Genomic DNA, 24,568 nt, shown 5'->3' on the forward strand with positions numbered 1-24,568 from the left:
CCCCGCAGTGCCCAACGTCGGGGTGACCCACTCCTCGCCCTCCCGGTGCCGGGCAACGGCGGTGCCCCGCGATCGGCGGTCGCCGGTGGACGCGGTCAGCCGGGCGGTCCGGCACGCAGGCCGCTGAAGGTGGTGGTGACCAGGGCGTCGGCCAGCGCGTCCGGGGTCAGCCCGCCGTCCGGGCCGCGGCCGGGGCGGTACCACTCGGTCAGCGAGTTGACCGCGCCGAACAGCAGCCGGCTGGTGACCGCGGGATCGACGTCCGGGCGGACGTCGCCCTCGGCCGCAGCCGCGCGCACCAGCTCGGTGACGAACCGGTCGAAGGCCCGCCGGCGCAGCAGCGCCTCGCGTTCCACCGGGGAGTTGCCGCGCACCCGCAGCAGCAGCGTGACGAACGGCAGCTCTGCGCTGAGCACCCGGACCGAGCCGCGCACGACGTGCTCCAGCCGATCGATCGCCCGGCCGGTCGCCGCCCCGGGCTCGGTGGTGACCGCGAAGAGCGCGTCCAGCGCCCGGTCCAGCGCGAGCCGGAGCAGCTCCCCCTTGCCCGACACGTGGTGGTAGATCGCCGACTTGGTGACCCCGAGCCGGGCGGCCAGCTCGTCCATGCTGGTCGCCTCGTAGCCCCGCTCGATGAACACCGCCACGGCGACGTCGAGCAGCGACTCCAGCGAGTGCCCGGGCCGCCCGCGCCGGGCCGGGGCGCTCACCTGCGCACCCGGCGGTCGGTGAGCCACTGCAGCTGGTGGGCTCGCGGCCCGTCCACGCCCACCCGCTCAGCCGGGTCGCCCAGCTCCGCGCGCGGTGTCGTCCGGTGCCGCCGGCTCGCTCCGTCCGTCGTCATCGCCCCCTCCTCGGCCGGACCGGCCGGGCGCTTGTGCCGGTCCGTGGCCTCGGTCACACTATTACTGACCGCACGGTCGGTAAATGGTCGGCAGCAGCTGTCCGGAGGAGGAGCGATGTCCGCGCCCGCGCTCGACCGGCCCCTCGACGAATCCGCCCTGCAGGGGCGGTTCGACGCCACCATCGCCGCCGGACACCGGATCGAACCCCGCGACTGGATGCCCGAGGGGTACCGGAAGACCCTCGTCCGGCAGATCGCCCAGCACGCGCACTCGGAGATCATCGGCATGCAGCCCGAGGGCGACTGGCTGCTGGCCGCGCCCAGCCTGCGGCGCAAGGCGGTGCTGCTGGCCAAGGTGCAGGACGAGGCCGGCCACGGCCTCTACCTCTACTCCGCGGCCGAGACGCTCGGCGCGGACCGGGCCGACCTGACCGACAAGCTGATCGAGCGGCGGCAGAAGTACAGCTCGATCTTCAACTACCCGACGCTGACCTACGCCGACGTCGGCGTCATCGGCTGGCTGGTCGACGGCGCGGCGATCTGCAACCAGGTGCCACTGTGCCGCAGCTCCTACGGCCCCTACGCCCGGGCGATGATCCGGGTCTGCAAGGAGGAGTCCTTCCACCAGCGGCAGGGCTACGAGCTGCTGATGACGATGATGACCGGCACCGCGGAGCAGCAGGCGATGGTGCAGGACGCCGTCGACCGCTGGTGGTGGCCCTCGCTGATGATGTTCGGCCCGCCGGACGACGAGAGCCCCAACTCCGCGCAGTCGATGGCCTGGGGCATCAAGCGGCACAGCAACGACGAGCTGCGCCAGCGCTTCGTCGACATGACCGTGCCGCAGGCGGAGGTGCTCGGGGTGACCCTGCCCGACCCCGAGCTGGCGCTGGACCGGGACACCGGCCGGTACCGGTTCGGGGCCATCGACTGGTCGGAGCTGCAGCGGGTGATCAGCGGCCAGGGCCCGTGCAACGACGAGCGGATCGCCCGGCGTCGCGCCGCCCGGGACGACAACGCCTGGGTCACCGAGGCGGCCACCGCCTACGCCGAGAAGCACGCCGGTGTCTGACCTGACCGCCGAGGGCGGCCACGGCGCCGTCCCGACCGGGCCGGAGGTGCCGGTCGAGCCGGGGGCGGCCACCACGCGCCGCGACTGGCCGCTCTACGAGGTGTTCGTCCGCGGCAAGCGGGGGCTCAACCACGTGCACGTCGGCTCGCTGCACGCTCCGGACGAGGAGATGGCCGTGCACGCCGCGCGCGACCTCTACACCCGGCGCAACGAGGGCGTGAGCATCTGGGTGGTGCGGGCCGCGGACATCACCGCCTCCAGCCCGGACGAGAAGGACCCGATGTTCACCCCCAGCGGCGACAAGGTCTACCGCCACCCCACGTTCTACGAGATCCCCGAGAACGTCCCGCACATGTGAACGTCCGCGGTCGATCGCGAGAAGCAGCGCGCGTACTTGATCGCGCGAAACCGCGCGTACGTGATCGCGCGAAACCGCGCGGACGTGATCGCGCGAAACCGCGGAGGAGAGGCGAGAGCATGCACGAGGAGACCGTGTACGACGCGCTGGACTCCGCCCACGGCGGCGAGGGGCAGTGGGCGTTCGGCACCGGGTTCGACGAGCCGCTGGCCGGTGTCGACACCACGGTGCCCGACGGGATCGACCCGGCCGACCTCGGCGAGTACTGCCTGATGCTCGGCGACGACGCCCTGGTGCTCGCCCAGCGGCTGACCGAGTGGATGACCGCGGCCCGGGAGCTGGAGGAGGAGGTCGCCTTCGGCAACACCGCCCTCGACCTCCTCGGCCAGGCGCGGTTGCTGCTGGCCCGGGCCGGGTCGGTCGGCGTGCTCGGCCGCAGCCGGGAGCGGGCCACGCCGTCGATCCCGGACGAGGACGCGCTGGCCTACTTCCGCGACCCCGACGAGTTCCGGTGCACCGCACTGGTGGCAGCCCCCGGCGGGGACTTCGGCCAGACGATGGTCCGGCTGCTGGCCGCGTCCACGCTGCGGCTGGCGGTGTTCACCCGGCTGCGCGACTCGCGCGACCCGGTGCTCGCCGCGATCGCGGCCAAGGGCGTGCACGAGCTGACCTACCACCGCGACCACGCCGCCCGCTGGGTGCTGCGGCTGGGCGACGGGACGCCGGAGTCGCACCGCCGCGCGCAGGCCGGGGTCGACGCGGTCTGGCCGCTGCTGGCCGACGTCTTCTCCGCCACCGACGTCGAGCGGCGCCTCGTCGCGGCCGGGGTGGCGGTCGACCCGGCGGCCACCCGTTCGGAGGTGACCGCCGTGCTCACCCAGGTGCTCGGCCAGGCGACCCTGCGCGTGCCGGAGTGGCCCGCCGACGTCCCGCCCCGCGGCCGGGTCGGTGAGCACTCCCCCGACCTGACCGCCCTGCTGGCCACCCTCCAGGGCCTGGCCCGCCAGCACCCCGCGGCCACCTGGTGACCGCCGCCAGCCCCGGCCATGTCGGCGAACGTGGCCGCGCGTCGGACGCCCCCTCCGGACATGTTGGCGAACATGGCCGGGAAGAGCGGGCGCGGGCGGTTGCGGAGGCGGTGACGGACCCGGAGCTGCCGCTGGTCACGCTGGCCGACCTCGGGGTGCTGCGGGACGTCCGGGTCGAGGACGGCGTCGTGGTCGTGGAGATCACGCCCACCTGGTCCGGCTGTCCGGCGATGGGGGTGATGCGCGCGGACCTGGTGCACGCGCTGCACCGGGCCGGGTACGCCGAGGTCGACGTGCGCACGGTGCTCTCCCCCGCCTGGAGCACCGACTGGATCACCGGCGAGGGGCGCCGCAGGCTCGCCGCCGGCGGCATCGCCCCACCCGGGCCGGCGCCGGCCCGCAGCACCGGCCCGGTGCCGCTGACCCTGGGCCCCAGCCGGCGGACGGCGGAGTGCCCGGTCTGCGGATCGGCGGACACCGTGGAGACCAGCGCGTTCAGCGGCACCGCCTGCAAGGCACTGCGCCGCTGCCGCAGCTGTGCCGAGCCCTTCGAGCACCTCAAGGAGCGCTGATGACGGCGGTGCACCGGCGCAGGCCGCAGTTCCACCCGCTGACCGTGGCCGGGGTCGAACGACTCACCGACGACGCGGTCGCGGTGACCTTCGCCGTCCCCGACGAGCTGGCCGAGGTCTACCGCTTCTCCCCCGGCCAGGCGCTCACCCTGCGCCGGGTGGACGACGACCGGGACGAGCGCCGCTCGTACTCGATCTGCGCCCCGCTCGGGGCGCCGCCGCGGGTCGGCGTGCGGGAGGTGCCCGGCGGCTACTTCTCCTCCTGGCTGGTGCACGACGTGCGGCCGGGCGACCGGATCGACGTCCTGCCCCCGGCCGGGACCTTCACCGCTGACCTGTCGGTGCCCGGTGACCACGTGTTCGTCGTCGCCGGGTCCGGGATCACCCCGGCGCTGTCCCTGGCCGGCTCGGTGCTGCGCGACGGGGTCTCGACGGTCACGGTGTTCTACGGCAACCGCCGGGTCAGCACGGTGATGTTCGCCGACGAGCTGGCCGACCTGAAGGACCGCCACGGCCCCCGGCTGCAGCTGGTGCACGTGCTGTCCCGGGAGCCCCGGGACGCCGAGCTGACCAGCGGGCGGCTGGACGGTGACCGGCTGCGCCGGCTGGTCGGTGCCCTCGTCGACGCGCCGGCGGTGGACCACTGGTGGCTGTGCGGCCCGCACGGGATGGTCACCGACGCCCGCGAGCTGCTGGCCGAGCTGGGGGTGCCCGGCGAGCGGGTGCACCAGGAGCTGTTCTTCGTCGACGACCTCCCCCCGGAGCCGGTGCGCGGCGACGAGCAGACCGTGCAGGGCCCCAGCGCCGAGGTGACCGTGGTGCTGGACGGCCGGACGACGACGCTGGCCCTGCCCCGTGACGTCCCGGTGCTCGACTCGGCCCAGCAGGTGCGCGGTGACCTGCCCTTCGCCTGCAAGGGTGGGGTGTGCGGCACCTGCCGGGCGCGGGTGACCGCGGGCGAGGTGACCATGCGCCGCAACTACGCCCTGGAGGCCGCGGAGGTCGAGGCCGGCTACGTGCTGACCTGCCAGACCCTGCCGTTGTCGGAACGGGTCACCGTCGACTTCGACGCCTGAGGCCACCGGGTGCGGGTGGGGTGGCGCCCCGCCCGCACCCGGTCCGTCAGTTGTCCAGCTCGAAGACCGTGGTGCTCTCGTACACCTCGCCCGGGCGCAGCTCGGTGGACGGGAAGCCGGGCTGGTTCGGGGAGTCCGGGAAGTGCTGGGTCTCCAGCGCCAGCCCGTCGCTCTGCCGGTAGACGCTGCCGCCGGTGCCCACGAGCGTGCCGTCGAGGAAGTTGCCCGAGTAGAACTGCAGCCCCGGTTCGGTGGTGGAGACGGTCAGGGTGCGGCCGCTCTCCGGGTCGTGCAGCTCGGCGGCCTCCTCCAGCTCGTCCTCGCCGTCCGAGCCCTCCCGCGCACCGTCGTCGTCCCGGTTCAGCACCCAGTTGTGGTCGTAGCCCTGGCCGTACAGCAGCTGCTGGTCGGCGACCCGGATGCGGGCCCCGATGGCGGTGGGGTCGCGGAAGTCGAACGGGGTGCCCTCGACGGGCGCGATCTCGCCGGTCGGGATGAGCGTCTCGTCCACCGGGGTGTAGGCGTCGGCGTCGATCTCCAGCTCGTGGTCGTAGATCGTCCCCGACCCCTCGCCGCCGAGGTTCCAGTAGGTGTGCTGGGTCAGGTTGACCACGGTGGGTGCGTCGGTGCTGGCCTCGTAGTGGACGGTCAGCCGCTCCTGCCGGTCGACGCTGTAGGTGACCGTCGTGGTGAGCGTGCCGGGGAAGCCCTGGTCGCCGTCCGGGCTGACCAGCTGCAACTGCAGCGCCGCGGTCCGGCGGTCGCCGACCGGGGTCGCCGTCCACACCCGGTCGTCGAAGCCCTCGGGCCCGCCGTGCAGGGTGTTCGGCCCGTCGTTGAGCGGCAGCTGGTACCTCTCGCCGTCCAGCTCGAACTCACCCCCGGCGATCCGGTTGCCGTACCGGCCGATCAGCGAGCCGAAGTACGGGTCGGCGTCGGAGGCGTAGCCGGCCACGTCGGGGAAGCCCAGGACGACGTTCTCCACCTGGCCGTGCGCGTCGGGCACCTCGAGGGTCTGGATCACCCCGCCGTAGGTGAGCACCCGCACCGTCATGTCGCCGTTGCGCAGCGTCCAGCGCTCGACCGGGGTGCCGTCGGGTGCGGTGCCGAAGGGCTCGACGGTGGTGCTCGCCTGCCCCCGGTGGTGGCCGCCGCCGCGATCGGGGCGGTCGTCGGTCGCAGCGGCCGGTGCAGCGGCGCTGCCGACGAGCAGGCCGGTGCTGAGCGCGGCGACCAGCGGCCAGGAACGCCGTCGGCGGCGGCCGGCCATCGCGGCGGGGTGGGAAGAGGGCAGGGGAACGCGTCCAGGCATGCGGGACTCCGTCGTCCGTCGCGGTGGCAGGTGCACGTGCCCCTCGACACCGGAACGGCGAACGGGGACGTGCCCTCGGTCGGTCCTGTGGAACGCACTCGACGGTAGGGACGCCGCCGAGCCACTGTCAATGGCGGGGCCGGCGTCAGTCCCGGCCGACCGCGACCGTGGTCCGCGACCGGTAGAGCAGGTCGCCGTGCTCGGCCTGGTGCCGGGCGATGTAGGCCTCGACGAAGGGGCACACCGCCAGCACCCGCAGTCCCTGGCGCCGGACGTCGTCCAGTGCCTGGCGCACCAGGGCCGAGGCGATGCCCTTCCCCTCGTGCCCGGGGTACACCTCGGTGTGGGTGAAGACGACGAGCTCGGCGGTCTTCAGGTACTCCGCGATCGCAGCCAGCTCGCCGCCGACCCGCCCCTCGTACCGGTGCCGCTCGCTGGCGTCGGTCATCTCGACCTGCATGGTGGTCCCCTCTCGCCGCCCGGGTGGTCGGCCCATCCTGGCCGGGTCGGGCCACTGGGAGGGCACCGGGGGCGGCAGCACGCTGCTCGCCGGTCGCCGGTCGCCGGTCGCCGGTCGCCGGTCGCCGGTCGCCGCTGCGAGCATGGCGGCGTGCTGCTCACCGACGTCCTCGCCACCTCTGCCGCCGTCACCGCCACCAGGTCCCGGACGGCGAAGGCCACGGCGATCGCGGACCTGCTCCGCCGGGCCGCCGCGGAGGAGGTGGAGCCGGTGACCGCCTGGCTGTCCGGCGAGGTGCGCCAGGGCCGGCTGGGCATCGGGTGGCGCACCCTCTCCGCGCTCTCCGGCCCCGCCGCGCCGGAGCCGTCGCTGACCGTGCTCGACGTCGACCGGGCCCTGGCCGAGCTGGCCGGCGTGACCGGCCCCGGTTCGGCGGCCCGCCGGGACGCCCTGCTGCGCACCCTGCTGGGCGCCGCCACCGCCGACGAGCAGCACTTCCTGGTGCGGCTGCTGACCGGGGAGCTGCGCCAGGGTGCGCTGGAGGGCGTCGTGCTGGACGCGGTCGCCACCGCCGCCGACGTGCCGGCCCCGACCCTCCGCCGGGCGTTCATGCTCTCCGGCCGGCTGCCTGAGACCGCTGCCCTGGCCCTCACCGGCGGGGTCGACGCGCTCGTCGCGGTGCGGCTGGAGGTCGGCCGGCCGGTGCGGCCGATGCTGGCCAGCCCGGGGTCGTCGCTGGACGCCGCGCTCGCCGACCTGGGCAGCGAGGTGACCGTGGAGACCAAGCTGGACGGCGCCCGGATCCAGGTGCACCGGGACGGCGACCTCGTCCGGGTGTGGACCCGCACGCTGCGCGAGGTCACCGACGGCGTCCCCGAGCTGGTGGAGCGGATCCGGGCGCTGCCCTGCACCACCGCCGTGCTGGACGGCGAGACCCTCGCACTGGACGACGACGGCCGGCCGCGGGCCTTCCAGGACACGATGAGCCGGTTCGGCAGCGATGCCTCGGACGCCGGGGTGCTGCTGAGCCCGTTCCTGTTCGACGTGCTGCACCTGGACGGCCGTGACCTGCTGGACGAGCCGCTGGCGGTCCGGCTGGACGCGCTGGCCGGGCTGCTCGCCGCCGAGGAGCACGCCGCGCTCCGGATGCCCGGGGTGCGCCGGCCCACCCCGGAGCAGGCGGCCGGGGTGCTCGAGGAGGCGCTGGCCGCCGGGCACGAGGGCGTGGTGGTCAAGGCGCTGGACGCGCCGTACGCCGCCGGTCGCCGCGGCCGGGCGTGGCAGAAGGTCAAGCCGGTGCACACCCTGGACCTGGTGGTGCTCGGCGCCGAGTGGGGCTACGGCCGGCGCAGCGGCCGGCTGTCCAACATCCACCTGGGCGCCCGCGACCCCGACGGCGGTGAGCCGCTGATGGTCGGCAAGACGTTCAAGGGGATGACCGACGAGCTGCTGGACTGGCAGACCCGCACGTTCCCCGAGCTCACCGCCGAGCGGGCCGAGTGGGGGCTACGGCTGCGGCCGGAGCTGGTGGTGGAGATCGCGCTGGACGGCGCGCAGCGCAGCACGCGGTACCCCGGCGGGCTGGCGCTGCGCTTCGCCCGGGTGCTGCGCTACCGGCCGGACAAGACCGCGGCCGAGGCCGACACGCTCGACGCGGTGCGCGCCCTGCTCGCCGGGCACCCGGCCGACTGATCCCCCGCGGTCAGCGGCGGTGCCAGCGGGCCGCGCCCGCCGCGGCGAGCGACAGCACCGTGAGCGACAGACCGGCGCTGCGCCCGGCGACGTCCCCGCCGCGGCGGCCGACCAGGACGGCGGCGGCGTCGAGCACGGTGAGCAGCAGGGTGACCTCGGTGGTGCGCCGAGCCTGGGGCGCAGGGGTGACCAGCAGCGCGGCGCCCATGGCGATGTTGCGGGCGGCGATCAGCCGCACCAGCAGTGGCAGCGCCACGTCGGTGCGGGTGGCCTCCTCCCGCACCCCCAGCACCCGGGTGATCGCCCGCGGCGCGAACAGCGCCCCGGTGCCCAGCCAGATCGACAACGACCCGATCGTCTTGCGGGTCCCGTCCCAGTCGTTCGTCATGCAGGGCTGGTGCCCGGTGGCCGCGCCGGCCAACCGGAGGCCAGCACCAGGACCACGGCGAGGAAGGGCAGTGTCGCGGCGCTGGCGACCAGGTCGCTGACCGCGGCCACGGTGAAGGCGCCGACCCCCGGTGAGTCCAGCGGCCCGAGCACCCGGTCCGCGCCGAGGGCGGCGACCGAGACGGGGATGGTCAGCAGCGCCGACACCGCGCCACCGGCGACGACCCCGGCCAGCACGGTGCCCGGCGCCCGCCGCACCGCGCGGGCGGCCAGGACGACGCCGCGGCGCAGCGCCCCGGCGGTCTCGGCGCCGCGGCCGGCGGGCAGCCCGGCCAGCGCACCGGTCACCCACAGCTGGGCGATCAGGCCGGTGGTGAAGCCGACGGCGTCCACGGCCAGGGCCGCCCCCAGCCGCGGGTCGTCCCAGACCAGCACCTGACGGAGCACGTCGGGCACGGTGTTGACCAGGGTGGCGGCGAGGGCGACCAGCCAGGCGGTGCGGGCGTGCCGGCGCAGCACGCCGAGTGCCGCGCGCAGCGTGCCCGATGGTGCGGGCATCAGGCCCGGGTGGCGACGAGCGCCGTCCAGCAGCCGGCCACCCGGGTCTCCTGGGCGGTCACCTCCAGCCCGGCGGCGCGGCAGGCGGCGGCCAGGCCGGCCGGGGTGGGGCGGTCGCCGTCGGCGGGGTGCCGGGAGACCGCACGGAGGGGCCGGCTGTCGACGATCCGGGCGGTCATCTCGCAGGAGTACAGCCGGCCACCCGGACGCAGCACCCGCGCGGCCTCGCGCAGCACGGCCCGCCAGTCCTCGGCGTGGTGCAGCACGTGGTAGCCGAAGACGGCGTCGTAGCTCCCGTCGGGTGCGGTCAGCCGGGTGGCGTCCCCGGCCGCGACGGACACCCGGTCGCCCAGGTCGGCCACCGCCGCGCGGCAGGCGTCCGCGCTGGCGGGGAAGAGCTCCACGCCGTCGGCGTGCGCGGCGCCGAAGGTGTCCAGCGCCAGTCGGAGCCCGGTGCCGCGCCGTCCGGTGCCGAGCTCGAGCACCCGGCCGCCGGGCACCGGCCCCCCGAGTCGCAGCAGCCGGGGTGCCTCCACCTGGCGCTGCGCGCGGGCGCGCAGCCGGGAGTCCACCCAGAGCCGGTTGGCGTCGACCACGGTCGAGGGGACGGCGGAGCGCGCGGGTGTGTCGGGCACGGTCCCGTGGTGCCCCGTCACCGGCGGGCACAACCGTCAGGCGGCCGGCCCCCTCCGGCCACGCGGCCGGCGCGCGGGTGACCCCGGCGTGGCGACCAGGAGCACCGCCCCGAGGCCGATCAGCAGCCACTGGCTGACCAGCCGGTAGACCAGCACCGCCGGGACCGCCTGGCTGGCCGGCATGCCGGCGGCCACCAGGGCGGCGACCAGCGCGGCCTCGACCACGCCGATCCCGCCGGGGGTCAGCCGGGCGGAGGAGACCAGCGCGCCGGCGGCCCAGGCGAGCACCAGCCCCTGCCAGGGCACGGGCGCGCCCACGGCGACCAGGGCGAGGGCCAGGCAGCCGATGTCGAGCACCCAGTTGGCCAGGGCGAGGAGGAAGGCGCGGCCGCCGGTGGCCGGACCGAGCCGGAACGCGCCCAGGGAGGTGAACAGGTCGTCGATGCGCTGGTCGACGTGCGCGCCGCGCAGCGCGGGCACCCAGCGCGCCAGCACACCGGCGGTGCGGCCGACCAGCCGCACGACCACCGTCCGGCTCCGCTCGTGCCGCAGCACCAGCACCACGCCCACGATCGGCACGACGCCGGCCGCGGTGGCCACGAACGCGCCGAGCGCGCCGACCAGCGACCCGGTCAGCGCGGAGCCGACCGCGAGCACCACGGCCAGCGTGGCGGTGGCCACGATGCCGGAGACCGCCAGCGCCCAGCCCACCAGGGCGGTGCTGTTGCCCAGCGCGTGCAGCCGCCGGTAGGTGTAGGCGGCGCTGGCGGCCGCCCCGGCGACCGGCACCGTCGCGGAGATCGTGTTGCCGGCGTAGATCGTCGTGGTGGCGTGCAGCAGCGGGACCCGCCCACCACCGGCGCGCAGCAGCCCGCGCTGCTGCAGCACCAGGCAGTGCATCGACAGCAGCGAGATCCCGGCTGCGAGCAGCACCCACGACCAGCGGACACCGACCAGCCCGTCCCACCACTCGGCGATCCGGTCGTGGAAGGCGGCGACGAGCACCACCGCGGCCACGAGCAGGCCGGCCCGCAGCGCCAGGCCGGCGACGGCGGTGCGGCGGCGACCCGCGGAGGGCGGGTCGTGCCGGCCGGTGCCGGCAGCGGCGACGGCCACCTGCTCCGGTGGCCCGGTCACCCCTCCCCCGGTCACCGTGCCGACCTCGCGGCCGGCGCCGACCCGGGGACGACACGTCCCGGACGGCGCCGCGGGAGGACGGCGAGGAGGCAGGGCATGCGCCCATCCTCCCAAGCCGCCGCCGGGACCGGGGTCGCCGCGCCCACCACCGGGGTCAGGCGGTGGTCAGGCGTCACGGCCGGCCCACCCCGTGGCCCGGCTGCACCCGCGACCCGGCCCTGGGCGACCGGTTGCCAGGCCCCGGCTCGGATGGCTCGGCCAGCGGCCGGGCAACGGCTCGGTCAGCGGCTCAGGCGGTGGCGACCCGCGGGGCCACCTCGGTGCCGAGCAGCTCGATCCCGCGCAGCAGGTCGGCGTGCGCCAGCCGCGGGTTGGTCATCTGCAGCGAGATCCGGTCGACCCCGCCCAGCTGGCCGGAGATGCGCACCAGCTTCTCGGCCACGGTGTCCGGGTCGCCCATGAAGAAGGCGCCGTCCGGTCCGCTGGTGGCGTCGAACTGGGCGCGGGACGGCGGGGCGAAGCCACGCTCCCGGGAGACCTTGGTGAACATCTCGTGCCAGCCGGGGTAGATCGTGTCCGCGGCGGCCTGGGTGCTCTCGGCGACGAAGCCGAAGACGTGCAGGCCGACCTGCAGCGCCTCGGGCGCGTGCCCGGCCTGCGCCCCGGCCCGGCGGTAGAGGTCGATCAGCGGGGCGAACTGGCGCGGCTCCCCGCCGATGATCGCCACCATCAGCGGCAGGCCGAGCAGCCCGGCGCGGGCGAAGGACTCGGGGCTGCCGCCGACGCCGACCCAGATCGGCAGCGGGTCCTGCAGCGGCCGTGGGTAGACGCCCTGCCCGGTGAGCGCCGGGCGGTGCCGGCCGGACCAGGTGACGTGCTCGGAGTCGCGGATCTGCAGCAGCAGGTCGAGCTTCTCGGTGAACAGCGTGTCGTAGTCGGCCAGGCTGAGCCCGAACAGCGGGAACGCCTCGGTGAACGACCCGCGGCCCACGACCAGGTCGATGCGGCCCTTGGAGATCAGGTCGAGGGTGGCGAACTCCTGGAACACCCGCACGGGGTCGGCGGCGCTGAGCACGTTGACCGCGCTGCCCAGCCGGATCCGCGAGGTGCGGGCGGCCGCGGCGGCGAGGATGACCGCCGGCGCCGAGTCGTAGTACTCGGGGCGGTGGTGCTCCCCGATCCCGAAGGAGTACAGCCCGACCTGGTCGGCGAGGGCGATCTCCTCCAGCAGGTGCTCCATCCGCTCCTCGGGTCCGACCAGGCGCTCGGTCCCGGGGTCGGTCACCGCTGCGACGAAGCTGTCGACGCCGATGTGCATGGGTCCTCCTGGAGGTCGCGCGCCGACGGCCGGTGTCCGTTCAACGCTCAACCACCAGTGAACCAGACCTGGCGGGATCAGCCGACCGCGTCCGGGGTGAACTGCGCCCGGGCCGCGGCGACCGCCCCGTCGACCTCCTCGGGGGTCGCCGTCCCGCTCGCCCGGACGACCTCGCTCCACGCCGCGATCGAGGCCGCGTTGTAGCCGGCGACCTCCGGCGTGCCCTCCCAGGCGGCCGGGTCGCCGACGTCCTCGCCGCGCAGGAACAGGGCCAGCCCCAGCACGGCGATGTCCCAGCCCGGCCCGACGTAGAGGGCGCCGGCTCCGCTCCCGGCGAAGGCCACCGGCACCGAGTGCTCCAGCGCCAGTTCGGTCCCCTCGCCGTCCGGGGTGAGGCTGAGCCGGACGACGCTCTCCGGCCCGCCCCAGGTGACGGTGAAGCCGTGCGGCGGGTCGCACGCGGTCACCTCTCCCCCGGCGTTGCCCTCGACCTGGAAGGCGCCACCCTCGCGCAGCTCGCCGCTGACCGGGGCGAACCAGCGGGCCAGCCGGGCCGGGTCGGTCACCGCGTCCCAGACGTCGGACACGGCGGCGTCGTACCGGCGGCGGGCGGTGACGGCGATCAGCTCGGCGTCGCCGTCCCCACGACGGACGACGTCCCGGTGGGCAGGGACGATCTCGTCGACGAGGTCTCTCATGGCTCCTCCTCCGTACGGACCACGGGACCCTCGCCCGCGGTGGTGGAACGGGACCGCTTCCCCCGCGCGAGCTCGGTGGCCAGCGCGTCGAGCCGCTGGTCCCAGAACCGCCGGAAACCCTCGAGCCAGGCGTCGACCTCGCGCAGCGCCGCGGTGTCGACGGCGTAGAGCCGCCGGGTGCCCTCGGCGCGCACCCGGGCGAACCCGTTCTCCCGCAGCACCTTCAGGTGCTGGGACGCCGCGGGCTGGGAGATGCCGAACTCGGCGTGCACCGCGGCGGCGAGCTGCCCGGCGGGCTGCTCGCCGTCGGCGAGCAGCTCCAGCAGCCGGCGCCGCACCGGGTCGCCGAGGACGTCCAACGCGTGCACAGCCGAACTGTATAAGTCTTCCCTTATGGGGGACAACGTCCGCGTGCACGAACGACGGATCGCGGGACACTGGGGCGTGACCGATGTGGCAGTGCAGTGGGCAGGGATCAACTGGGCCGGCAACTACGAGTACGGCGCGAGCACGCTGCACCGGCCGGAGAGCCTGGCCGAGCTCCAGGAACTGGTGGCCGGCACCCCCCGGCTGCGCGCCCTGGGGTCCCGGCACTCCTTCACCGCGATCCCCGACTCCGCCGAGCTGGTCAGCCTCGAGGCCATGACCGGCACGGACGTCGCCGTCGCCGCCGACCGGCGCGCGGTCACCGTCGACGCAGGCCTGCGCTACGGCGAGCTGGTCACCGCCCTGCACCGCGAGGGCCTGGCCCTGCACAACCTCGCCTCACTGCCGCACATCTCCGTCGCCGGGGCGGTGGCCACCGCGACCCACGGCTCGGGCGTGGGCAACCGCAACCTGGCCGGCGCCGTGGCCGGGCTGGAGCTGGTCACCTCCGACGGCGAGCTGCTCCGGGCGGCCCGCGGCGACACCGACTTCCCCGGCCTGGTCGTCGGCCTCGGCGCGCTCGGCGTGGTCACCCGGGTGACCCTGGACGTCGAGCCCGCCTTCGAGGTGCGGCAGCGGGTGTTCGACCAGCTGCCGTGGGCTGCACTGTTCGAGCACTTCGAGGACGTGGTCTCCAGCGGCTACAGCGTCAGCCTGTTCACCCTCTTCGGCGACGCCGTGGACATGGTCTGGGTGAAGTCGCGCACCGACGCCGGGCCGGGCCCGGAGGGCGAGCTGTTCGGCGCCCGCGAGGCCGACGGCGAGCGGCACCCCATCCCCGGCATCGACCCGACCCCGACCACCCCGCAGCTGGGCGAGCCCGGGCTGTGGTCGGACCGCCTGCCGCACTTCCGGATGGGCTTCACCCCCAGCAACGGCGACGAGATCCAGTCCGAGTTCCTGCTCCCCCGCGCCGACGCCGTCCCGGCGCTGGAGGCGCTGCTCCGGCTCGGCCCGCGGATCCGGCCGCTGCTGCAGACCTGCGAGATCCGCACCGTCGCCGCCGACGACCTCTGGATGAGCACCGCGCACGAGCAGGACTCGGTGGCACTGCACTTCACCTGGGTGCCGGCGCAGGCCGAGGTGGAGGCACTGCTGGTCGACCTGGAGGCGGCGCTGCTGCCGCTGGGTGCCCGCCCGCACTGGGGCAAGCTCTTCCTCGCCGACGCCGCGACGCTGGCACCCCGGTACGCCCATCACGCCGACTTCGTCGCGCTGGTGCAGCGGCTCGACCCGCGCGGCGCCTTCACCAACGACTGGCTCGAGCGGTACGTCCTGCGCGCCGGCTGACCTACCGGTCGCGGGAGCCCCCGTGGCTCCCGCGACCGGGGGCTCAGTTGCCGCTGGCGAACGCGGCGTCGAAGGCCGCCGCCGGCGGGTCGAACGCCAGCCGGCGGACGAAGGCCAGCGCCTCGGGGGCACCCACCAGCCGGTCCATGCCGGCGTCCTCCCACTCCACCGAGATCGGCCCGGTGTAGCCGATGGTGTTGAGCATCCGGAAGCAGGCCTCCCACGGGACGTCGCCGTGACCGGTGGAGACGAAGTCCCAGCCGCGCCGCGGGTCGGCCCAGGGCAGGTGCGAGCCCATCCGGCCGTTGCGGCCGTTGCCGACCTGCTTCTTCGCGTCCTTGCAGTCGACGTGGTAGATCCGGTCCTTGAAGTCCCAGAGGAAGCCGACCGGGTCGAGGTCCTGCCAGACGAAGTGGCTGGGGTCCCAGTTCAGCCCGAACGCCTCGCGGTGGCCGATCGCCTCCAGGGTGCGCACCGTCGTCCAGTAGTCGTAGGCGATCTCCGAGGGGTGCACCTCGTGCGCGAACCGGACGCCGACCTCGTCGAACACGTCCAGGACCGGGTTCCACCGGTCGGCGAAGTCGGCGTAGCCGGCCTCGATCATCGACTCGGGCACCGGCGGGAACATCGCCACGGTCTTCCAGATGCTCGACCCGGTGAAGCCGACGACGACGTCCACGCCCAGGGCCCGGGCCGCCCGCGCGGTCGCCTTCATCTCCTCCGCCGCCCGCTGCCGGACGCCCTCGGGGTCGCCGTCCCCCCACACCCGGGGGTGCACCATGCCGCGGTGCCGCTCGTCGATCGGGTCGTCGCAGACCGCCTGGCCGTTGAGGTGGTTGGAGATGGCGAACACCTGCAGGCCGTGCCGCTCCAGCAGGTCGAGCTTCTCCTTGACGTAGGCCGGGTCCTCGGCGGCCCGGACGACGTCGAGGTGGTCGCCCCAGCAGGCGATCTCCAGGCCGTCGTAGCCCCACCCGGAGGCGAGCCGGCACACCTCCTCGAACGGAAGGTCGGCCCACTGGCCGGTGAACAGGGTGACGGGGCGGGGCATCGCTGGTCCTCCTCGAACGAACGGACGGGGTGTCGGCAACCCCCGCGCACTTGGTCGCGCGAAACCGCGCGCGGTTCGCGCGCGCAAGCGCGGGGGGCGGGTCAGGTGGGGATGTCGGTCCAGGTGGAGCGGGCGGCCGCGCTGCGTTCCACGGCGTCGAGCACCCGCTGCACCTGCAGCCCGTCGGCGAAGGACGGCGTGGGCTGCTCACCCGCGGCCAGCGCGGTGACCAGGTCGACGATCTGGTGGGTGAAGCCGTGCTCGTAGCCCAGCCCGTGACCGGCCGGCCACCAGGCGCCGACGTAGGGGTGCTCGGGCTCGGTGACCACGATCCGGCGGAAGCCTGCGGTCGCGGCCGGCTCGCTGCCGTCGTAGAAGTGCAGGACGTTCATGTCCTCGAAGTCGAACGCCAGGCTGCCGGCCGAGCCGTTGACCTCGATCCGGATGGCGTTCTTCCGGCCGAGGGCGAAGCGGGTGGCCTCGAAGGTGGCCAGCGCGCCCCCGGTGAACCGGCCGAGGAAGACGGCGGCGTCGTCCACGGTGACCTCGCCCATGCCCTCTCCCCCGACGCCCCCGAGCTTGCCGCTGCTGGCCGGCAGCGGGCGCTTGCGCACGAAGGTCTCCAGCACGGCGCTGACGCCGGTGATCCGCTGGCCGGTGATGAACTGGGTGAGGTCGACGATGTGCGCGCCGATGTCCCCCAGCGCGCCGGAGCCGGCCTTCTCCCGCTGCAGCCGCCAGGACATCGGGGCGGCCGGGTCGGCGATCCAGTCCTGCAGGTACTGGGCGCGCACGTGCCGGATCTCCCCCAGCCGCCCGTCGGCGACCAGCCGGGCGGCGAAGGCGACCGCCGGCACCCGGCGGTAGGTGAAGCCGACCATCGCCCGGACGCCGGAGGCCGCGGCCCGCTCGGCCGCGGCGGCCATCGCCTCGGCCTCGGCCACCGTGTTGGCCAGCGGCTTCTCGCACAGCACGTGCTTGCCGGCCGCCAGCGCGGCGATCGCCATCTCGGCGTGGGTGTCGCCGGGGGTGCAGATGTCGACCAGGTCGACGTCGTCGCGTTCGAGGAGCCGCTGCCAGTCGGTCTCGGTCGACGACCAGCCGAGCCGGTCGGCGGCCTCGGTGACGCGGGCGGCGTCCCGGCCGGCGAGCACGGTCAGCTGAGGGTCCAGCGGGAGGTCGAAGAAGCGGGGCGCGGTACGCCACGCATGGGAGTGGGCGGCGCCCATGAAGGCGTGGCCGATGAGGCCGACGCGCAACGGCGGCCGGGCGGGGTGGGTCATCACAGGCTCCAGGGACGACGGGACCGGTGCCGCCGGTGACCGGTGCGGTCACCGGCGGCACCCGGTCGGGGAGGTCAGGACTCGAACGCGTCGTCGATGTACTGGTCGACGTTCTCGGCGGTGACCACCGGCGCGTTCAGCACGATCTCCCGCGGCACCTCCTGCGACACCAGGTCGGACATGCTCTTGCCCTGGGCGACGAGCCGGGCCAGCGCGATGCCGTCGGCGGCCTGGGTCGCCGGGTAGATGACGGTCGCCTCCAGCACCGACTCGCCGGACTGGATGTCCCGCATCGCGTTGGCCGAACCGGCGCCGCCGACCATGAAGAACTCGTCCCGGCCGGCGTTGTTGATCGCGGCCAGCACGCCGACGCCCTGGTCGTCGTCGTGGTTCCACAGCGCGTCGATCTGCGGGGCGGCCTGCAGCAGGTTCGCCGCCGCCTCCTCGCCGGACTCCACGGTGAACTCCGCGGCCACCCGGTTGTCGACATCCAGGCCGCAGTCGGCGAGCGCGTCGGCGAAGCCCTGGCTGCGCTCCTGGGTCAGCGGCAGCGAGTCGATGCCGGCGATCTCGGCCACGACCGCGTCGGGCTGGTCGCCCAGCCGCGAGCAGATGTAGGTGCCGGCGGAGACGCCCATCCCGTAGTTGTCGCCCAGGATGGTGGCGCGGGCGGCGAACGGGCTGGAGAACTCCCGGTCGACGTTGATCACCGGGATGCCGGCCTCCATCGCCCGCAGCGCCACCGGGGTGAGCGCGGCACCGTCGAAGGGCAGCAGCACGATCGCGTCGACACCCTCGTTGATGAACGTCTCCACCTGGGCGATCTGCGCGCTGACGTCGTTGGTGCCCTCGGCGACGATCAGGTCGACGTCCTCGTGGCGGTCGGCCTCGGCCTGGGCGGCGTTGCTGATGCCGGCCATCCAGCCGTGGTCGGCGGCCGGTGCGGAGAAGCCGATCCGGACCGTCTCGCCGGTCTCGTCGTTGGAGCTGGCGACGTTGCTGCCGCCGTCGTCGGAGCCGGAGCTCTCCGGGGTGTTGCTGGTGCAGCCGGCCACCAGGGCACCGGCACCCACCAGGCAGACGGCGGTGGACAGCAGGCGACCGTACGGACGCTGCCTCGTTGCAGACATGTTCTCTCCTCGCAGATCGCCGTCCTGGCTGCACTGCCAGGAGTCGGGGGTGGATCGGGTGGTGCGCCGGAGGCCGGACGGGCCGGTCGCCGGTGGCTGGTCCCGCGCAGCGGCTCGGAGCCGGGACGGGATCAGGTCTGAGTGGACTCAGGTCGGGGGTCGGCCGCCGGAGTCGCCAGGTCGTGCGCCGGCCGGCCCACCCGGGGTGGCCGACCCGCCGGGCAGCGCGCCGGCCGGGCTGCCCGGGGTGGCTGCGCCGCGGGCCTTCTTGCGGGGGCGGGCCCCACCGGCGGCCAGCCGCTGCTGCAGCAGGACGGCGAGCACGATGATCACGCCGCGGGCCACCGCCTGCGCGGAGCTGGACAGGTTGTTCAGCGTGAAGACGTTGCCGAGCGTGGTGAAGATCAGCACGCCCAGGACGGTGCCGACGATGGTGCCGCGCCCACCCACCAGCAGCGTCCCGCCGATGACGACGGCGCCGATCGCGTCGAGCTCGAGCTGCGTGCCGTGGGTGGAGCTGCCGGTCGTCGTCCGGGCCATGAGCATGACGGCAGCGATGCCGCAGGTGACCCCGGACAGCACGTACAGCCAGACGGTGTGCCGCTGCACCCTGATGCCGGCCAGCCGGGCGGCCTCGGCGTTGCCGCCGACGGCGAAGGTGCGGCGGCCGAAGGTCGTGCGGTTGAGCAGCACCCAGCCGGCCGCCGCGACCAGGGCGAAGATGATCACCAAGGTGGGGATGCCGAGGACGTCGCCGCCGAAGAACTCCAGGAAGCCCCGGTCCTGGACGATCTGCGTGCGCCGGTTGGCGATGATCTCTGCCAGGCCGCGGGCGGCCGCGAGCATCGCCAGGGTCGCGATGAAGGCGACGAGCTTGCCGTAGGCGATGACGATCCCGTTGACCAGCCCGGCACCGGCGCCGACCAGGACGGCGGTGACCACCATGACGATCCAGTGGAAGTCCTCGGCCATCGCCTGGGTGGCCAGTGTGGTGGCCCAGACCGAGGAGAGCGCGACCAGCGCACCCACCGACAGGTCGATGCCGCCGCCGATGATCACGAAGGTCATCCCGACGCTGACCACGCCGACGACCGCGGCCAGCCGCAGGATCGTCAGCACGTTGTCCACGTCGACGAAGCGCCCGGGCGCGGTGACGGCGCCGACGACGCAGAGCAGCAGCAGGGCCACGACCAGCCCGAGGTTGCGGCCCAGCGGACCGGCCAGCAGGCCCGGGCCCTTGCCGCCCTCGTCGGCGGCCCCGGTGGTGCTGCCCGCCGGCGGTGTCGCTGTGGTGGTCTCGCTCATCACGCCACGTCCCCTTCGCGTGCGGCGCCGTCGGTGGCGGCCGCTCCTTCCATGACCAGGTCGAGCACCCGGTGCTCGTCGAGCTCCCCGGCGGGGGCGCGGGCGACGACGGCGCCGTCGGCCACCACCAGCACGTGGTCGGCCAGGCCGAGCACCTCCGGGATCTCGCTGGAGACGACCACCACGGCCACCCCGCGGTCGGCGAGCGCCCGGATGAGCGCGTAGATCTCCGAGCGGGCGCCGACGTCGACGCCCCGGGTGGGCTCGTCGAGCAGCAGCACCGTGCAGTCGCGCAGCAGCCAGCGGGCCAGCACGACCTTCTGCTGGTTGCCGCCGGACAGCGTGCGGACCTCGCGGTCGACGTCGACGGGCCGCAGGTCCAGCGCCTCGGCCTGCTCCCGGGCGGCCTGCTTCTCCGCTCCTCCGGACAGGTAGCCCCCGCGGGCGAACCGGGCCAGGCTGGCGAGGGTGATGTTGCGGTAGATCGGCTCGCCCAGCAGGAGGCCCTGGCTCTTGCGCTCCTCCGGCGCCAGCCCGACCCCCGCGTCGACGGCGGCGGCCACGTCGCCGGGCCGCAGCCGGCGTCCGGTGACCTGCACCGTGCCGGTGGTGGCCCGCCGGGCGCCGTAGACGGTCTCCAGGATCTCCGACCGGCCCGAGCCCACGAGCCCGGCGAGGCCGAGCACCTCCCCCGGCCGGACGGCGAAGGAGACGTCGCTGAACCTGCCGAGGAGGGACAGGTCCCGCACCTCCAGCACCGGCTCGGCGGTCCGGCCGGGGAACTCGCGGCGCTCCGGGAAGACGTACTCGATCGTGCGGCCGGTCATCAGCGTGATGACCTCGGCGGTGGAGGTCTCCCGGGCCGGCAGCCCGGTGGCCACCGTGCGGCCGTCCTTGAGCACGGTGATCCGGTCGCCGACCTCGCGGATCTCCTCCAGTCGGTGGGAGATGTAGACGACGGCGACACCCTGCGCGGTGAGCTCGCGGACGACCTGGAAGAGGTGGTCGACCTCCTCGCCGTCCAGCACCGCCGACGGCTCGTCCATCACGATCAGCCGGACGTCCTGGGACAGCGCGCGGGCCATGCTGACCATCTGCTGGGCCGCCGCGGACAGCGAGCCGACCTCGGCGGTGGGCCGGATCTCCGGGTGGCCGAGCCGGGCGAGCAGCTCACCGGCGGCACGGTTGGCCGCTGCCGGCCGGGTGATGCCGAGCCGGGACCGCTCCCGGCCGAGGAAGACGTTGTCGGCGACGGTCAGCCCGGCGACCAGGTCCAGCTCCTGGTAGATCGTCGCGATCCCCCGGGCCATCGCCACCTGCGGGTCGCCGAGGGTGACCGGCTCGCCCTCCCAGCGGATCTCCCCGGCGTCGGGCTGGTGCGCGCCGGCGAGGACCTTGATCAGCGTGGACTTGCCGGCGCCGTTCTGGCCCAGCAGGCAGTGCACCTCGCCGGCCCGGACGTCGAGGTCCACGCCGTCCAGGGCGCGGACGCCGGGGAACTGCTTGACGATGCCGCGCATCTCCAGCAGCGGCGTCGACGGCAGCGACGGTCCGCCGGACGGCGACGCGACGGACGTGCTCACGCGCGCTCTCCGCGGTCGGGACCGGTTGCGCCGGGCATCAGGACCAACTCCAGACTTTTGCTCAACACTGAACAGAAGTACGTTGCGGGCAGACCATATGACCACGCTCACAGGAGGGTCAAGGTGCCGGCGCCGCGTTACCGAACCGCAACCGGCGGGCGCTCGGCCACCGACCGCGCAGGGGTCAGCTTGGGTGCGGGGCCGTGGGCCGGCAGTGCAGCAGCGCGGGCCGGGCCGTCGCGTGCCGGATGCGAGGTGATCAGACCCGGCGCGCAGCGTGCGCGGGCCGGACCGGGAACGCTGGGGTCAGCGAGTGGGCGAGCTGCCGCGCACGGCGGCCCGGGCCGGGCCGGCCTCGTCGGCGGGCAGCAGCCGGGTGACCGACTCCTCGTCCAGGAACCCCTCGATCGCCATCAGCGCCGCGCCGAGCCGGCCGGAGAGGTCGGGTGCGTCGCTGACGGTGATGTCCAGCGCCCGGGCGGCCAGGGGCAGCGAGCGACCGTAGACGGCCTCCCGGATGCCGGCCAGCAGCGGGGCCCCGGCCTGCGCCACCCCGCCGGTCATCACGATCCGGTGCGGGTTGAAGAAGTTGACCAGGCTGGCCAGCACCGTGCCGATGGTCCGGCCCGCGTCGCGGACCAGCTCCAGGGTGGGCCCGTCGCCCCGCGCCGCCAGCTCCAGCAGCTCACGCGTGGTGGCGACCGGCAGCCCGGCCGCCTGGGCGTCACGCAGCAGCGCCCCGCCCCCGGCGATCGCCTCCAGGCAGTTCTCGTTGCCGCAGCGGCAGACCACCGGCCGGCCACCCGGCGGCGACACCGAGATGTGCCCGATGTCGCCCGCGCTGCCCTGCGCCCCGCGGTACACCCGGCCGTCGACGATGATCCCGCAGCCGATGCCGGTGCCCACCTTGACGACCAGCACGTCCTCCACCGAGCCGGCCACGCCCATCTCGCCCAACGCCATCACGTTGACGTCGTTGTCGGCGTACACCGGGCAGTCGTAGCGGGCGAAGGCGCTGGGGATCGGGAAGTCGTGCCAGCCGGGCATGATCGGCGGGTGGACCGGCCGCCCGGTGGAGAACTCCACCGGCCCCGGCACCCCCACCCCCACGGCGCAGACGTCGGCCGGCGTGCGCCCGGCCTCGGCGAGCACCAGCTGGGCCAGCCGGTCCACCTCGGCGAGCACCGGGCCGGGGCCCTCGGCGATGTCGATCGGGTGCCCGACCGTGGCCAGCACCTGCGCGGACAGGTCGGTCACCGCGACGTCGACGCTGGTCACGCCCAGGTCGACGGCGAGCACGCAGCCGGCCCGGGCGTTGAACTGCAGCAGCGTGGGCGGCCGCCCGCCGGTGCTCCAGCCGCGGCCGCCCTCCTCCAGCAAGCCGGCCCCGATCAGCTGGTCGACCCGCGCACTGACGGTGTTCCGCGAGGCCCCGGTGAGCGCCACCAGCTCCGCCCGGCTGTGCGCCCGGCCGGTGCGCACGTGGTGCAGCAGCGCGCCGGCCGAGGCGGAGGGGTGGACCACGACGTCATGGTGGCACGCGGACCGGTGACCGGCGGCACACGCGGCGTGCGGACCGGCCGGGAGGGAGCCGGCTCAGCCGGTGAGGTCGGCCGGGTCGGCGTTGGCGCCGCAGACGACCACGCCGACGCGCTCCCCCGCCGCCGGCACGTACGCCCCGGCCAGCAGACCGGCCAGCGCCGTCGCCCCACCGGGCTCGGCGGCGACGTGCAGCTCCTGCCAGAGCAGCCGGCGCGCGGCCCGGACGGCGTCCTCGTCGACCAGCACCGCCCGCACGCCGGTGGCCAGCGCGGTGCTGAACCCGTGGCCGCCGACCCGGCGGGCACCGAGGGCGTCCGAGGCCAGCCCGCCGACCTCGACGTCCACCGGCCGGCCGGCGGTCAGCGCCGCGGACAGCGCCGCGGTGCCGTGGGTCTCCACCGACACGACCCGGGCCGTGTCGCCGTACCAGGCGGCGATGCCACCGATCAGCCCGCCGCCGCCGGTGGCGACCAGCACGGTGTCCAGGCCGGGCACCTGCGCGTCCAGCTCCTCGGCGACGGTGCCCTGCCCGGCGACGACGTCCCGGTCGTCGTAGGCGTGCACGGCCAGCGCGCCGGGTGCCTGCGACCGCTCCCGGCTGGCTGCGGCTGCCTCGGCGTAGGAGGAGCCCGCGAGCACCGCCGTGGCCCCGAGCGCCCGGATGCCGGCGACCTTGACCGCCGGCGCCGTCTCGGGCACGTACACCTCGGCCGGGAGGCCCAGCTGCCGGGCGGCGTGCGCCACCGCCAGCCCGTGGTTGCCGCCCGAGGCGGTCACCACCAGGTCGGGCAGCCGGGGCGCGGCCAGCAGCCGGTTGAGCGCGCCGCGGGCCTTGAACGAGCCGGTGTGCTGCAGGAACTCCAGCTTGAGCACCACCGGCACAGGCCCGCCGGGCAGCGGCACCGCCCACTCCACGGTCGGCGTCCGGCGCACCCGGCCGGCGATCCGGCGGCCCGCGGCCGCCACCTCGTCGCGGGTGACCGGCGCCGGCAGCGCCTGGTCCGGGTCCTCCTGTGCCGTCACGGCGACGAGGCTAGGCCGGGGCGGCCGGGCGGGAAGAACCGAGGAGCCGGCCGGCTTCTCACTCCCGGACGTGACCAGTGGCCGGACCGGCCCTGACCTGCGGGAGGACGGCCATGGGCTGGCTGCTCGACGCGCACGTGCACGTGCTGGGCGCGGACGTCCTGTGGCGGGAGATCATCGGCAACGGGATCGGCCTGGCCAGCGCGGTGCTCGGCATGGGCCGGCGGACGGCGGCGTGGCCGGTCGGGATGATCGCCAACGTCCTGCTGTTCACCGTCTTCCTCGGTGGGGTGTTCGCCACCCCGCAGGACACCGACCTGTACGGGCAGGCCGGCCGGCAGGTGCTCTTCTTCGCCGTCAGCGCCTACGGCTGGTGGCGCTGGCACCGCAACCGGGCCACCGGCGCCGACGCGGCTGCGGTCAGCCCGCGCTGGGCGACCGGGCAGGAACGGCTGACCCTGGCACTGGCCACCGCGGCCGGAGTCCTCGTGGCCTGGTGGGCGTTGACCCGGCTGGGCAGCTTCGGGCCGCTGGCCGACGCGTGGATCTTCGTCGGCAGCATGCTGGCCACCTACGGCATGGCCCGCGGGTACCTGGAGTTCTGGCTGGTCTGGGTGGCCGTGGACGCGGTCGGGGTGCCGCTGCTGCTGCGCGCCGGCTACTACCCCTCGGCGCTGCTCTACGTCGTCTACGGCGCCTTCTGCGTGTGGGGCTTCGTGACCTGGCTGCGGGTGCACCGGTCGGCGGTGGCCGGGGCGGCCGACCCGTCCCTGGAGGCGGTGGGCTGA

The 24,568-nt window shown here is 75.0% G+C and carries 26 protein-coding genes; 8 read left to right on the plus strand and 18 right to left on the minus strand.

Annotated elements, in window-relative coordinates:
- Nucleotides 1-95: 95 nt before the first annotated feature.
- Nucleotides 96-710 (minus strand): TetR/AcrR family transcriptional regulator, encoded by a 615-nt coding sequence (locus tag HLA93_RS14195; RefSeq protein ID WP_222195041.1) that lies wholly within the window; start codon nucleotides 708-710, stop codon nucleotides 96-98.
- The gene (locus HLA93_RS14200; protein WP_222195042.1) at nucleotides 707-901 is read right to left on the minus strand and encodes a hypothetical protein; all 195 of its coding nucleotides are present in this window, start codon (nucleotides 899-901) and stop codon (nucleotides 707-709) included. Before HLA93_RS14200 ends, HLA93_RS14195 begins: the two co-directional genes overlap by 4 nt.
- 58 nt (nucleotides 902-959) lie before the next feature.
- Here HLA93_RS14200 and paaA point away from each other — a divergent pair, with 58 nt between their 5' ends.
- From paaA to paaE, 5 genes are all read left to right on the plus strand, one after another.
- On the plus strand, nucleotides 960-1,916 hold the full coding sequence (paaA, locus tag HLA93_RS14205) for a 1,2-phenylacetyl-CoA epoxidase subunit PaaA (protein WP_222195043.1): 957 nt from the start codon (nucleotides 960-962) through the stop codon (nucleotides 1,914-1,916).
- Nucleotides 1,909-2,274, plus strand: a complete 366-nt coding sequence (paaB, locus tag HLA93_RS14210; protein ID WP_368858264.1) for a 1,2-phenylacetyl-CoA epoxidase subunit PaaB — start codon at nucleotides 1,909-1,911, stop codon at nucleotides 2,272-2,274. The genes paaA and paaB overlap by 8 nt, the downstream gene beginning before the upstream one ends.
- 119 nt (nucleotides 2,275-2,393) lie before the next feature.
- Nucleotides 2,394-3,302 (plus strand): 1,2-phenylacetyl-CoA epoxidase subunit PaaC, encoded by a 909-nt coding sequence (paaC, locus tag HLA93_RS14215; protein WP_222195044.1) that lies wholly within the window; start codon nucleotides 2,394-2,396, stop codon nucleotides 3,300-3,302.
- Entirely contained in the window at nucleotides 3,299-3,874 is a 576-nt protein-coding gene (paaD, locus tag HLA93_RS14220) for a 1,2-phenylacetyl-CoA epoxidase subunit PaaD (protein ID WP_222195045.1), read from the plus strand. The genes paaC and paaD overlap by 4 nt, the downstream gene beginning before the upstream one ends.
- A complete protein-coding gene (gene paaE / locus HLA93_RS14225; RefSeq protein WP_222195046.1) occupies nucleotides 3,874-4,950 on the plus strand; it encodes a 1,2-phenylacetyl-CoA epoxidase subunit PaaE in 1,077 nt (358 codons plus the stop codon). Before paaD ends, paaE begins: the two co-directional genes overlap by 1 nt.
- Nucleotides 4,951-4,996: 46 nt before the next feature.
- Here the strand turns inward: paaE and HLA93_RS14230 are convergent, their stop codons facing one another.
- Nucleotides 4,997-6,262, minus strand: coding sequence for an aldose epimerase family protein (locus HLA93_RS14230; RefSeq protein WP_222195047.1), 1,266 nt, complete (start codon nucleotides 6,260-6,262; stop codon nucleotides 4,997-4,999).
- Between the two features lie 145 nt (nucleotides 6,263-6,407).
- Nucleotides 6,408-6,866, minus strand: coding sequence for a GNAT family N-acetyltransferase (locus HLA93_RS14235; RefSeq protein WP_222195048.1), 459 nt, complete (start codon nucleotides 6,864-6,866; stop codon nucleotides 6,408-6,410).
- Nucleotides 6,867-6,872: 6 nt separating this feature from the next.
- Between HLA93_RS14235 and HLA93_RS14240 the strand changes: the two genes are divergently transcribed.
- Nucleotides 6,873-8,414 carry an ATP-dependent DNA ligase gene (locus HLA93_RS14240; protein WP_222195049.1) on the plus strand — a complete coding sequence of 514 codons (1,542 nt, stop codon included), beginning with the start codon at nucleotides 6,873-6,875 and terminating at the stop codon, nucleotides 8,412-8,414.
- A gap of 10 nt (nucleotides 8,415-8,424) precedes the next feature.
- Here HLA93_RS14240 and HLA93_RS14245 read toward each other — a convergent pair whose 3' ends face one another.
- The 7 genes from HLA93_RS14245 to HLA93_RS14275 all read right to left on the minus strand — a co-directional run bounded on the left by HLA93_RS14245 (nucleotide 8,425) and on the right by HLA93_RS14275 (nucleotide 13,515).
- Complete coding sequence (locus HLA93_RS14245) at nucleotides 8,425-8,802, minus strand: DUF4267 domain-containing protein (RefSeq protein ID WP_222195050.1); 378 nt, start codon at nucleotides 8,800-8,802, stop codon at nucleotides 8,425-8,427.
- Complete coding sequence (locus tag HLA93_RS14250; protein WP_222195051.1) at nucleotides 8,799-9,359, minus strand: hypothetical protein; 561 nt, start codon at nucleotides 9,357-9,359, stop codon at nucleotides 8,799-8,801. The genes HLA93_RS14245 and HLA93_RS14250 overlap by 4 nt, the downstream gene beginning before the upstream one ends.
- The gene (locus tag HLA93_RS14255; RefSeq protein WP_222195052.1) at nucleotides 9,359-9,994 is read right to left on the minus strand and encodes a class I SAM-dependent methyltransferase; all 636 of its coding nucleotides are present in this window, start codon (nucleotides 9,992-9,994) and stop codon (nucleotides 9,359-9,361) included. The genes HLA93_RS14250 and HLA93_RS14255 overlap by 1 nt, the downstream gene beginning before the upstream one ends.
- A 36-nt stretch (nucleotides 9,995-10,030) precedes the next feature.
- Nucleotides 10,031-11,146, minus strand: a complete 1,116-nt coding sequence (locus HLA93_RS14260; protein ID WP_222195053.1) for a lysylphosphatidylglycerol synthase transmembrane domain-containing protein — start codon at nucleotides 11,144-11,146, stop codon at nucleotides 10,031-10,033.
- Nucleotides 11,147-11,420: 274 nt separating this feature from the next.
- Nucleotides 11,421-12,449 (minus strand): Atu2307/SP_0267 family LLM class monooxygenase, encoded by a 1,029-nt coding sequence (locus HLA93_RS14265; RefSeq protein ID WP_222195054.1) that lies wholly within the window; start codon nucleotides 12,447-12,449, stop codon nucleotides 11,421-11,423.
- A 77-nt stretch (nucleotides 12,450-12,526) separates the two neighbouring features.
- Nucleotides 12,527-13,147: an SRPBCC family protein gene (locus tag HLA93_RS14270; RefSeq protein WP_222195055.1), complete on the minus strand. Its 621-nt coding sequence runs from the start codon at nucleotides 13,145-13,147 to the stop codon at nucleotides 12,527-12,529.
- Complete coding sequence (locus tag HLA93_RS14275) at nucleotides 13,144-13,515, minus strand: ArsR/SmtB family transcription factor (RefSeq protein ID WP_222195056.1); 372 nt, start codon at nucleotides 13,513-13,515, stop codon at nucleotides 13,144-13,146. The genes HLA93_RS14270 and HLA93_RS14275 overlap by 4 nt, the downstream gene beginning before the upstream one ends.
- A gap of 76 nt (nucleotides 13,516-13,591) precedes the next feature.
- Between HLA93_RS14275 and HLA93_RS14280 the strand changes: the two genes are divergently transcribed.
- The gene (locus tag HLA93_RS14280) at nucleotides 13,592-14,863 is read left to right on the plus strand and encodes a D-arabinono-1,4-lactone oxidase (RefSeq protein WP_308128133.1); all 1,272 of its coding nucleotides are present in this window, start codon (nucleotides 13,592-13,594) and stop codon (nucleotides 14,861-14,863) included.
- Nucleotides 14,864-14,906: 43 nt separating this feature from the next.
- Here the strand turns inward: HLA93_RS14280 and HLA93_RS14285 are convergent, their stop codons facing one another.
- The 7 genes from HLA93_RS14285 to HLA93_RS14315 form a co-directional block, all read right to left on the minus strand.
- Entirely contained in the window at nucleotides 14,907-15,914 is a 1,008-nt protein-coding gene (locus tag HLA93_RS14285) for a sugar phosphate isomerase/epimerase family protein (RefSeq protein WP_222195058.1), read from the minus strand.
- 101 nt (nucleotides 15,915-16,015) lie between these two features.
- A complete protein-coding gene (locus HLA93_RS14290) occupies nucleotides 16,016-17,197 on the minus strand; it encodes a Gfo/Idh/MocA family protein (protein ID WP_222195059.1) in 1,182 nt (393 codons plus the stop codon).
- A gap of 74 nt (nucleotides 17,198-17,271) precedes the next feature.
- Nucleotides 17,272-18,327, minus strand: coding sequence for a substrate-binding domain-containing protein (locus tag HLA93_RS14295; RefSeq protein WP_222195060.1), 1,056 nt, complete (start codon nucleotides 18,325-18,327; stop codon nucleotides 17,272-17,274).
- Nucleotides 18,328-18,474: 147 nt separating this feature from the next.
- Nucleotides 18,475-19,632 carry an ABC transporter permease gene (locus tag HLA93_RS14300; RefSeq protein ID WP_222195061.1) on the minus strand — a complete coding sequence of 386 codons (1,158 nt, stop codon included), beginning with the start codon at nucleotides 19,630-19,632 and terminating at the stop codon, nucleotides 18,475-18,477.
- A complete protein-coding gene (locus HLA93_RS14305) occupies nucleotides 19,632-21,215 on the minus strand; it encodes a sugar ABC transporter ATP-binding protein (protein WP_308128134.1) in 1,584 nt (527 codons plus the stop codon). The genes HLA93_RS14300 and HLA93_RS14305 overlap by 1 nt, the downstream gene beginning before the upstream one ends.
- Nucleotides 21,216-21,521: 306 nt before the next feature.
- Nucleotides 21,522-22,739, minus strand: a complete 1,218-nt coding sequence (locus tag HLA93_RS14310; protein ID WP_222195062.1) for an ROK family transcriptional regulator — start codon at nucleotides 22,737-22,739, stop codon at nucleotides 21,522-21,524.
- A gap of 72 nt (nucleotides 22,740-22,811) precedes the next feature.
- Nucleotides 22,812-23,780 (minus strand): serine/threonine dehydratase, encoded by a 969-nt coding sequence (locus HLA93_RS14315; protein ID WP_308128135.1) that lies wholly within the window; start codon nucleotides 23,778-23,780, stop codon nucleotides 22,812-22,814.
- 77 nt (nucleotides 23,781-23,857) lie between these two features.
- On the opposite strand from HLA93_RS14315, the gene pnuC reads away from it, so the two are divergent.
- A complete protein-coding gene (gene pnuC, locus HLA93_RS14320) occupies nucleotides 23,858-24,568 on the plus strand; it encodes a nicotinamide riboside transporter PnuC (RefSeq protein WP_308128136.1) in 711 nt (236 codons plus the stop codon).

This window comes from Modestobacter italicus, assembly GCF_019799965.1.
Taxonomy (GTDB): domain Bacteria; phylum Actinomycetota; class Actinomycetes; order Mycobacteriales; family Geodermatophilaceae; genus Modestobacter; species Modestobacter italicus_A.

Bases quoted from the DNA above. Each gene is read 5' to 3' on its own strand.
- paaA (WP_222195043.1), top strand. From the start codon at position 960: ATGTCCGCGCCCGCGCTCGACCGGCCCCTCGACGAATCCGCCCTGCAG.
- paaC (WP_222195044.1), top strand. From the start codon at position 2,394: ATGCACGAGGAGACCGTGTACGACGCGCTGGACTCCGCCCACGGCGGC.
- paaE (WP_222195046.1), top strand. From the start codon at position 3,874: ATGACGGCGGTGCACCGGCGCAGGCCGCAGTTCCACCCGCTGACCGTG.
- HLA93_RS14230 (WP_222195047.1), bottom strand. From the start codon at position 6,262: ATGCCTGGACGCGTTCCCCTGCCCTCTTCCCACCCCGCCGCGATGGCC.
- HLA93_RS14235 (WP_222195048.1), bottom strand. From the start codon at position 6,866: ATGCTCGCAGCGGCGACCGGCGACCGGCGACCGGCGACCGGCGACCGG.
- HLA93_RS14245 (WP_222195050.1), bottom strand. From the start codon at position 8,802: ATGACGAACGACTGGGACGGGACCCGCAAGACGATCGGGTCGTTGTCG.
- HLA93_RS14250 (WP_222195051.1), bottom strand. From the start codon at position 9,359: ATGCCCGCACCATCGGGCACGCTGCGCGCGGCACTCGGCGTGCTGCGC.
- HLA93_RS14265 (WP_222195054.1), bottom strand. From the start codon at position 12,449: ATGCACATCGGCGTCGACAGCTTCGTCGCAGCGGTGACCGACCCCGGG.
- HLA93_RS14270 (WP_222195055.1), bottom strand. From the start codon at position 13,147: ATGAGAGACCTCGTCGACGAGATCGTCCCTGCCCACCGGGACGTCGTC.
- HLA93_RS14285 (WP_222195058.1), bottom strand. From the start codon at position 15,914: ATGCCCCGCCCCGTCACCCTGTTCACCGGCCAGTGGGCCGACCTTCCG.
- HLA93_RS14290 (WP_222195059.1), bottom strand. From the start codon at position 17,197: ATGACCCACCCCGCCCGGCCGCCGTTGCGCGTCGGCCTCATCGGCCAC.
- HLA93_RS14295 (WP_222195060.1), bottom strand. From the start codon at position 18,327: ATGTCTGCAACGAGGCAGCGTCCGTACGGTCGCCTGCTGTCCACCGCC.
- HLA93_RS14300 (WP_222195061.1), bottom strand. From the start codon at position 19,632: ATGAGCGAGACCACCACAGCGACACCGCCGGCGGGCAGCACCACCGGG.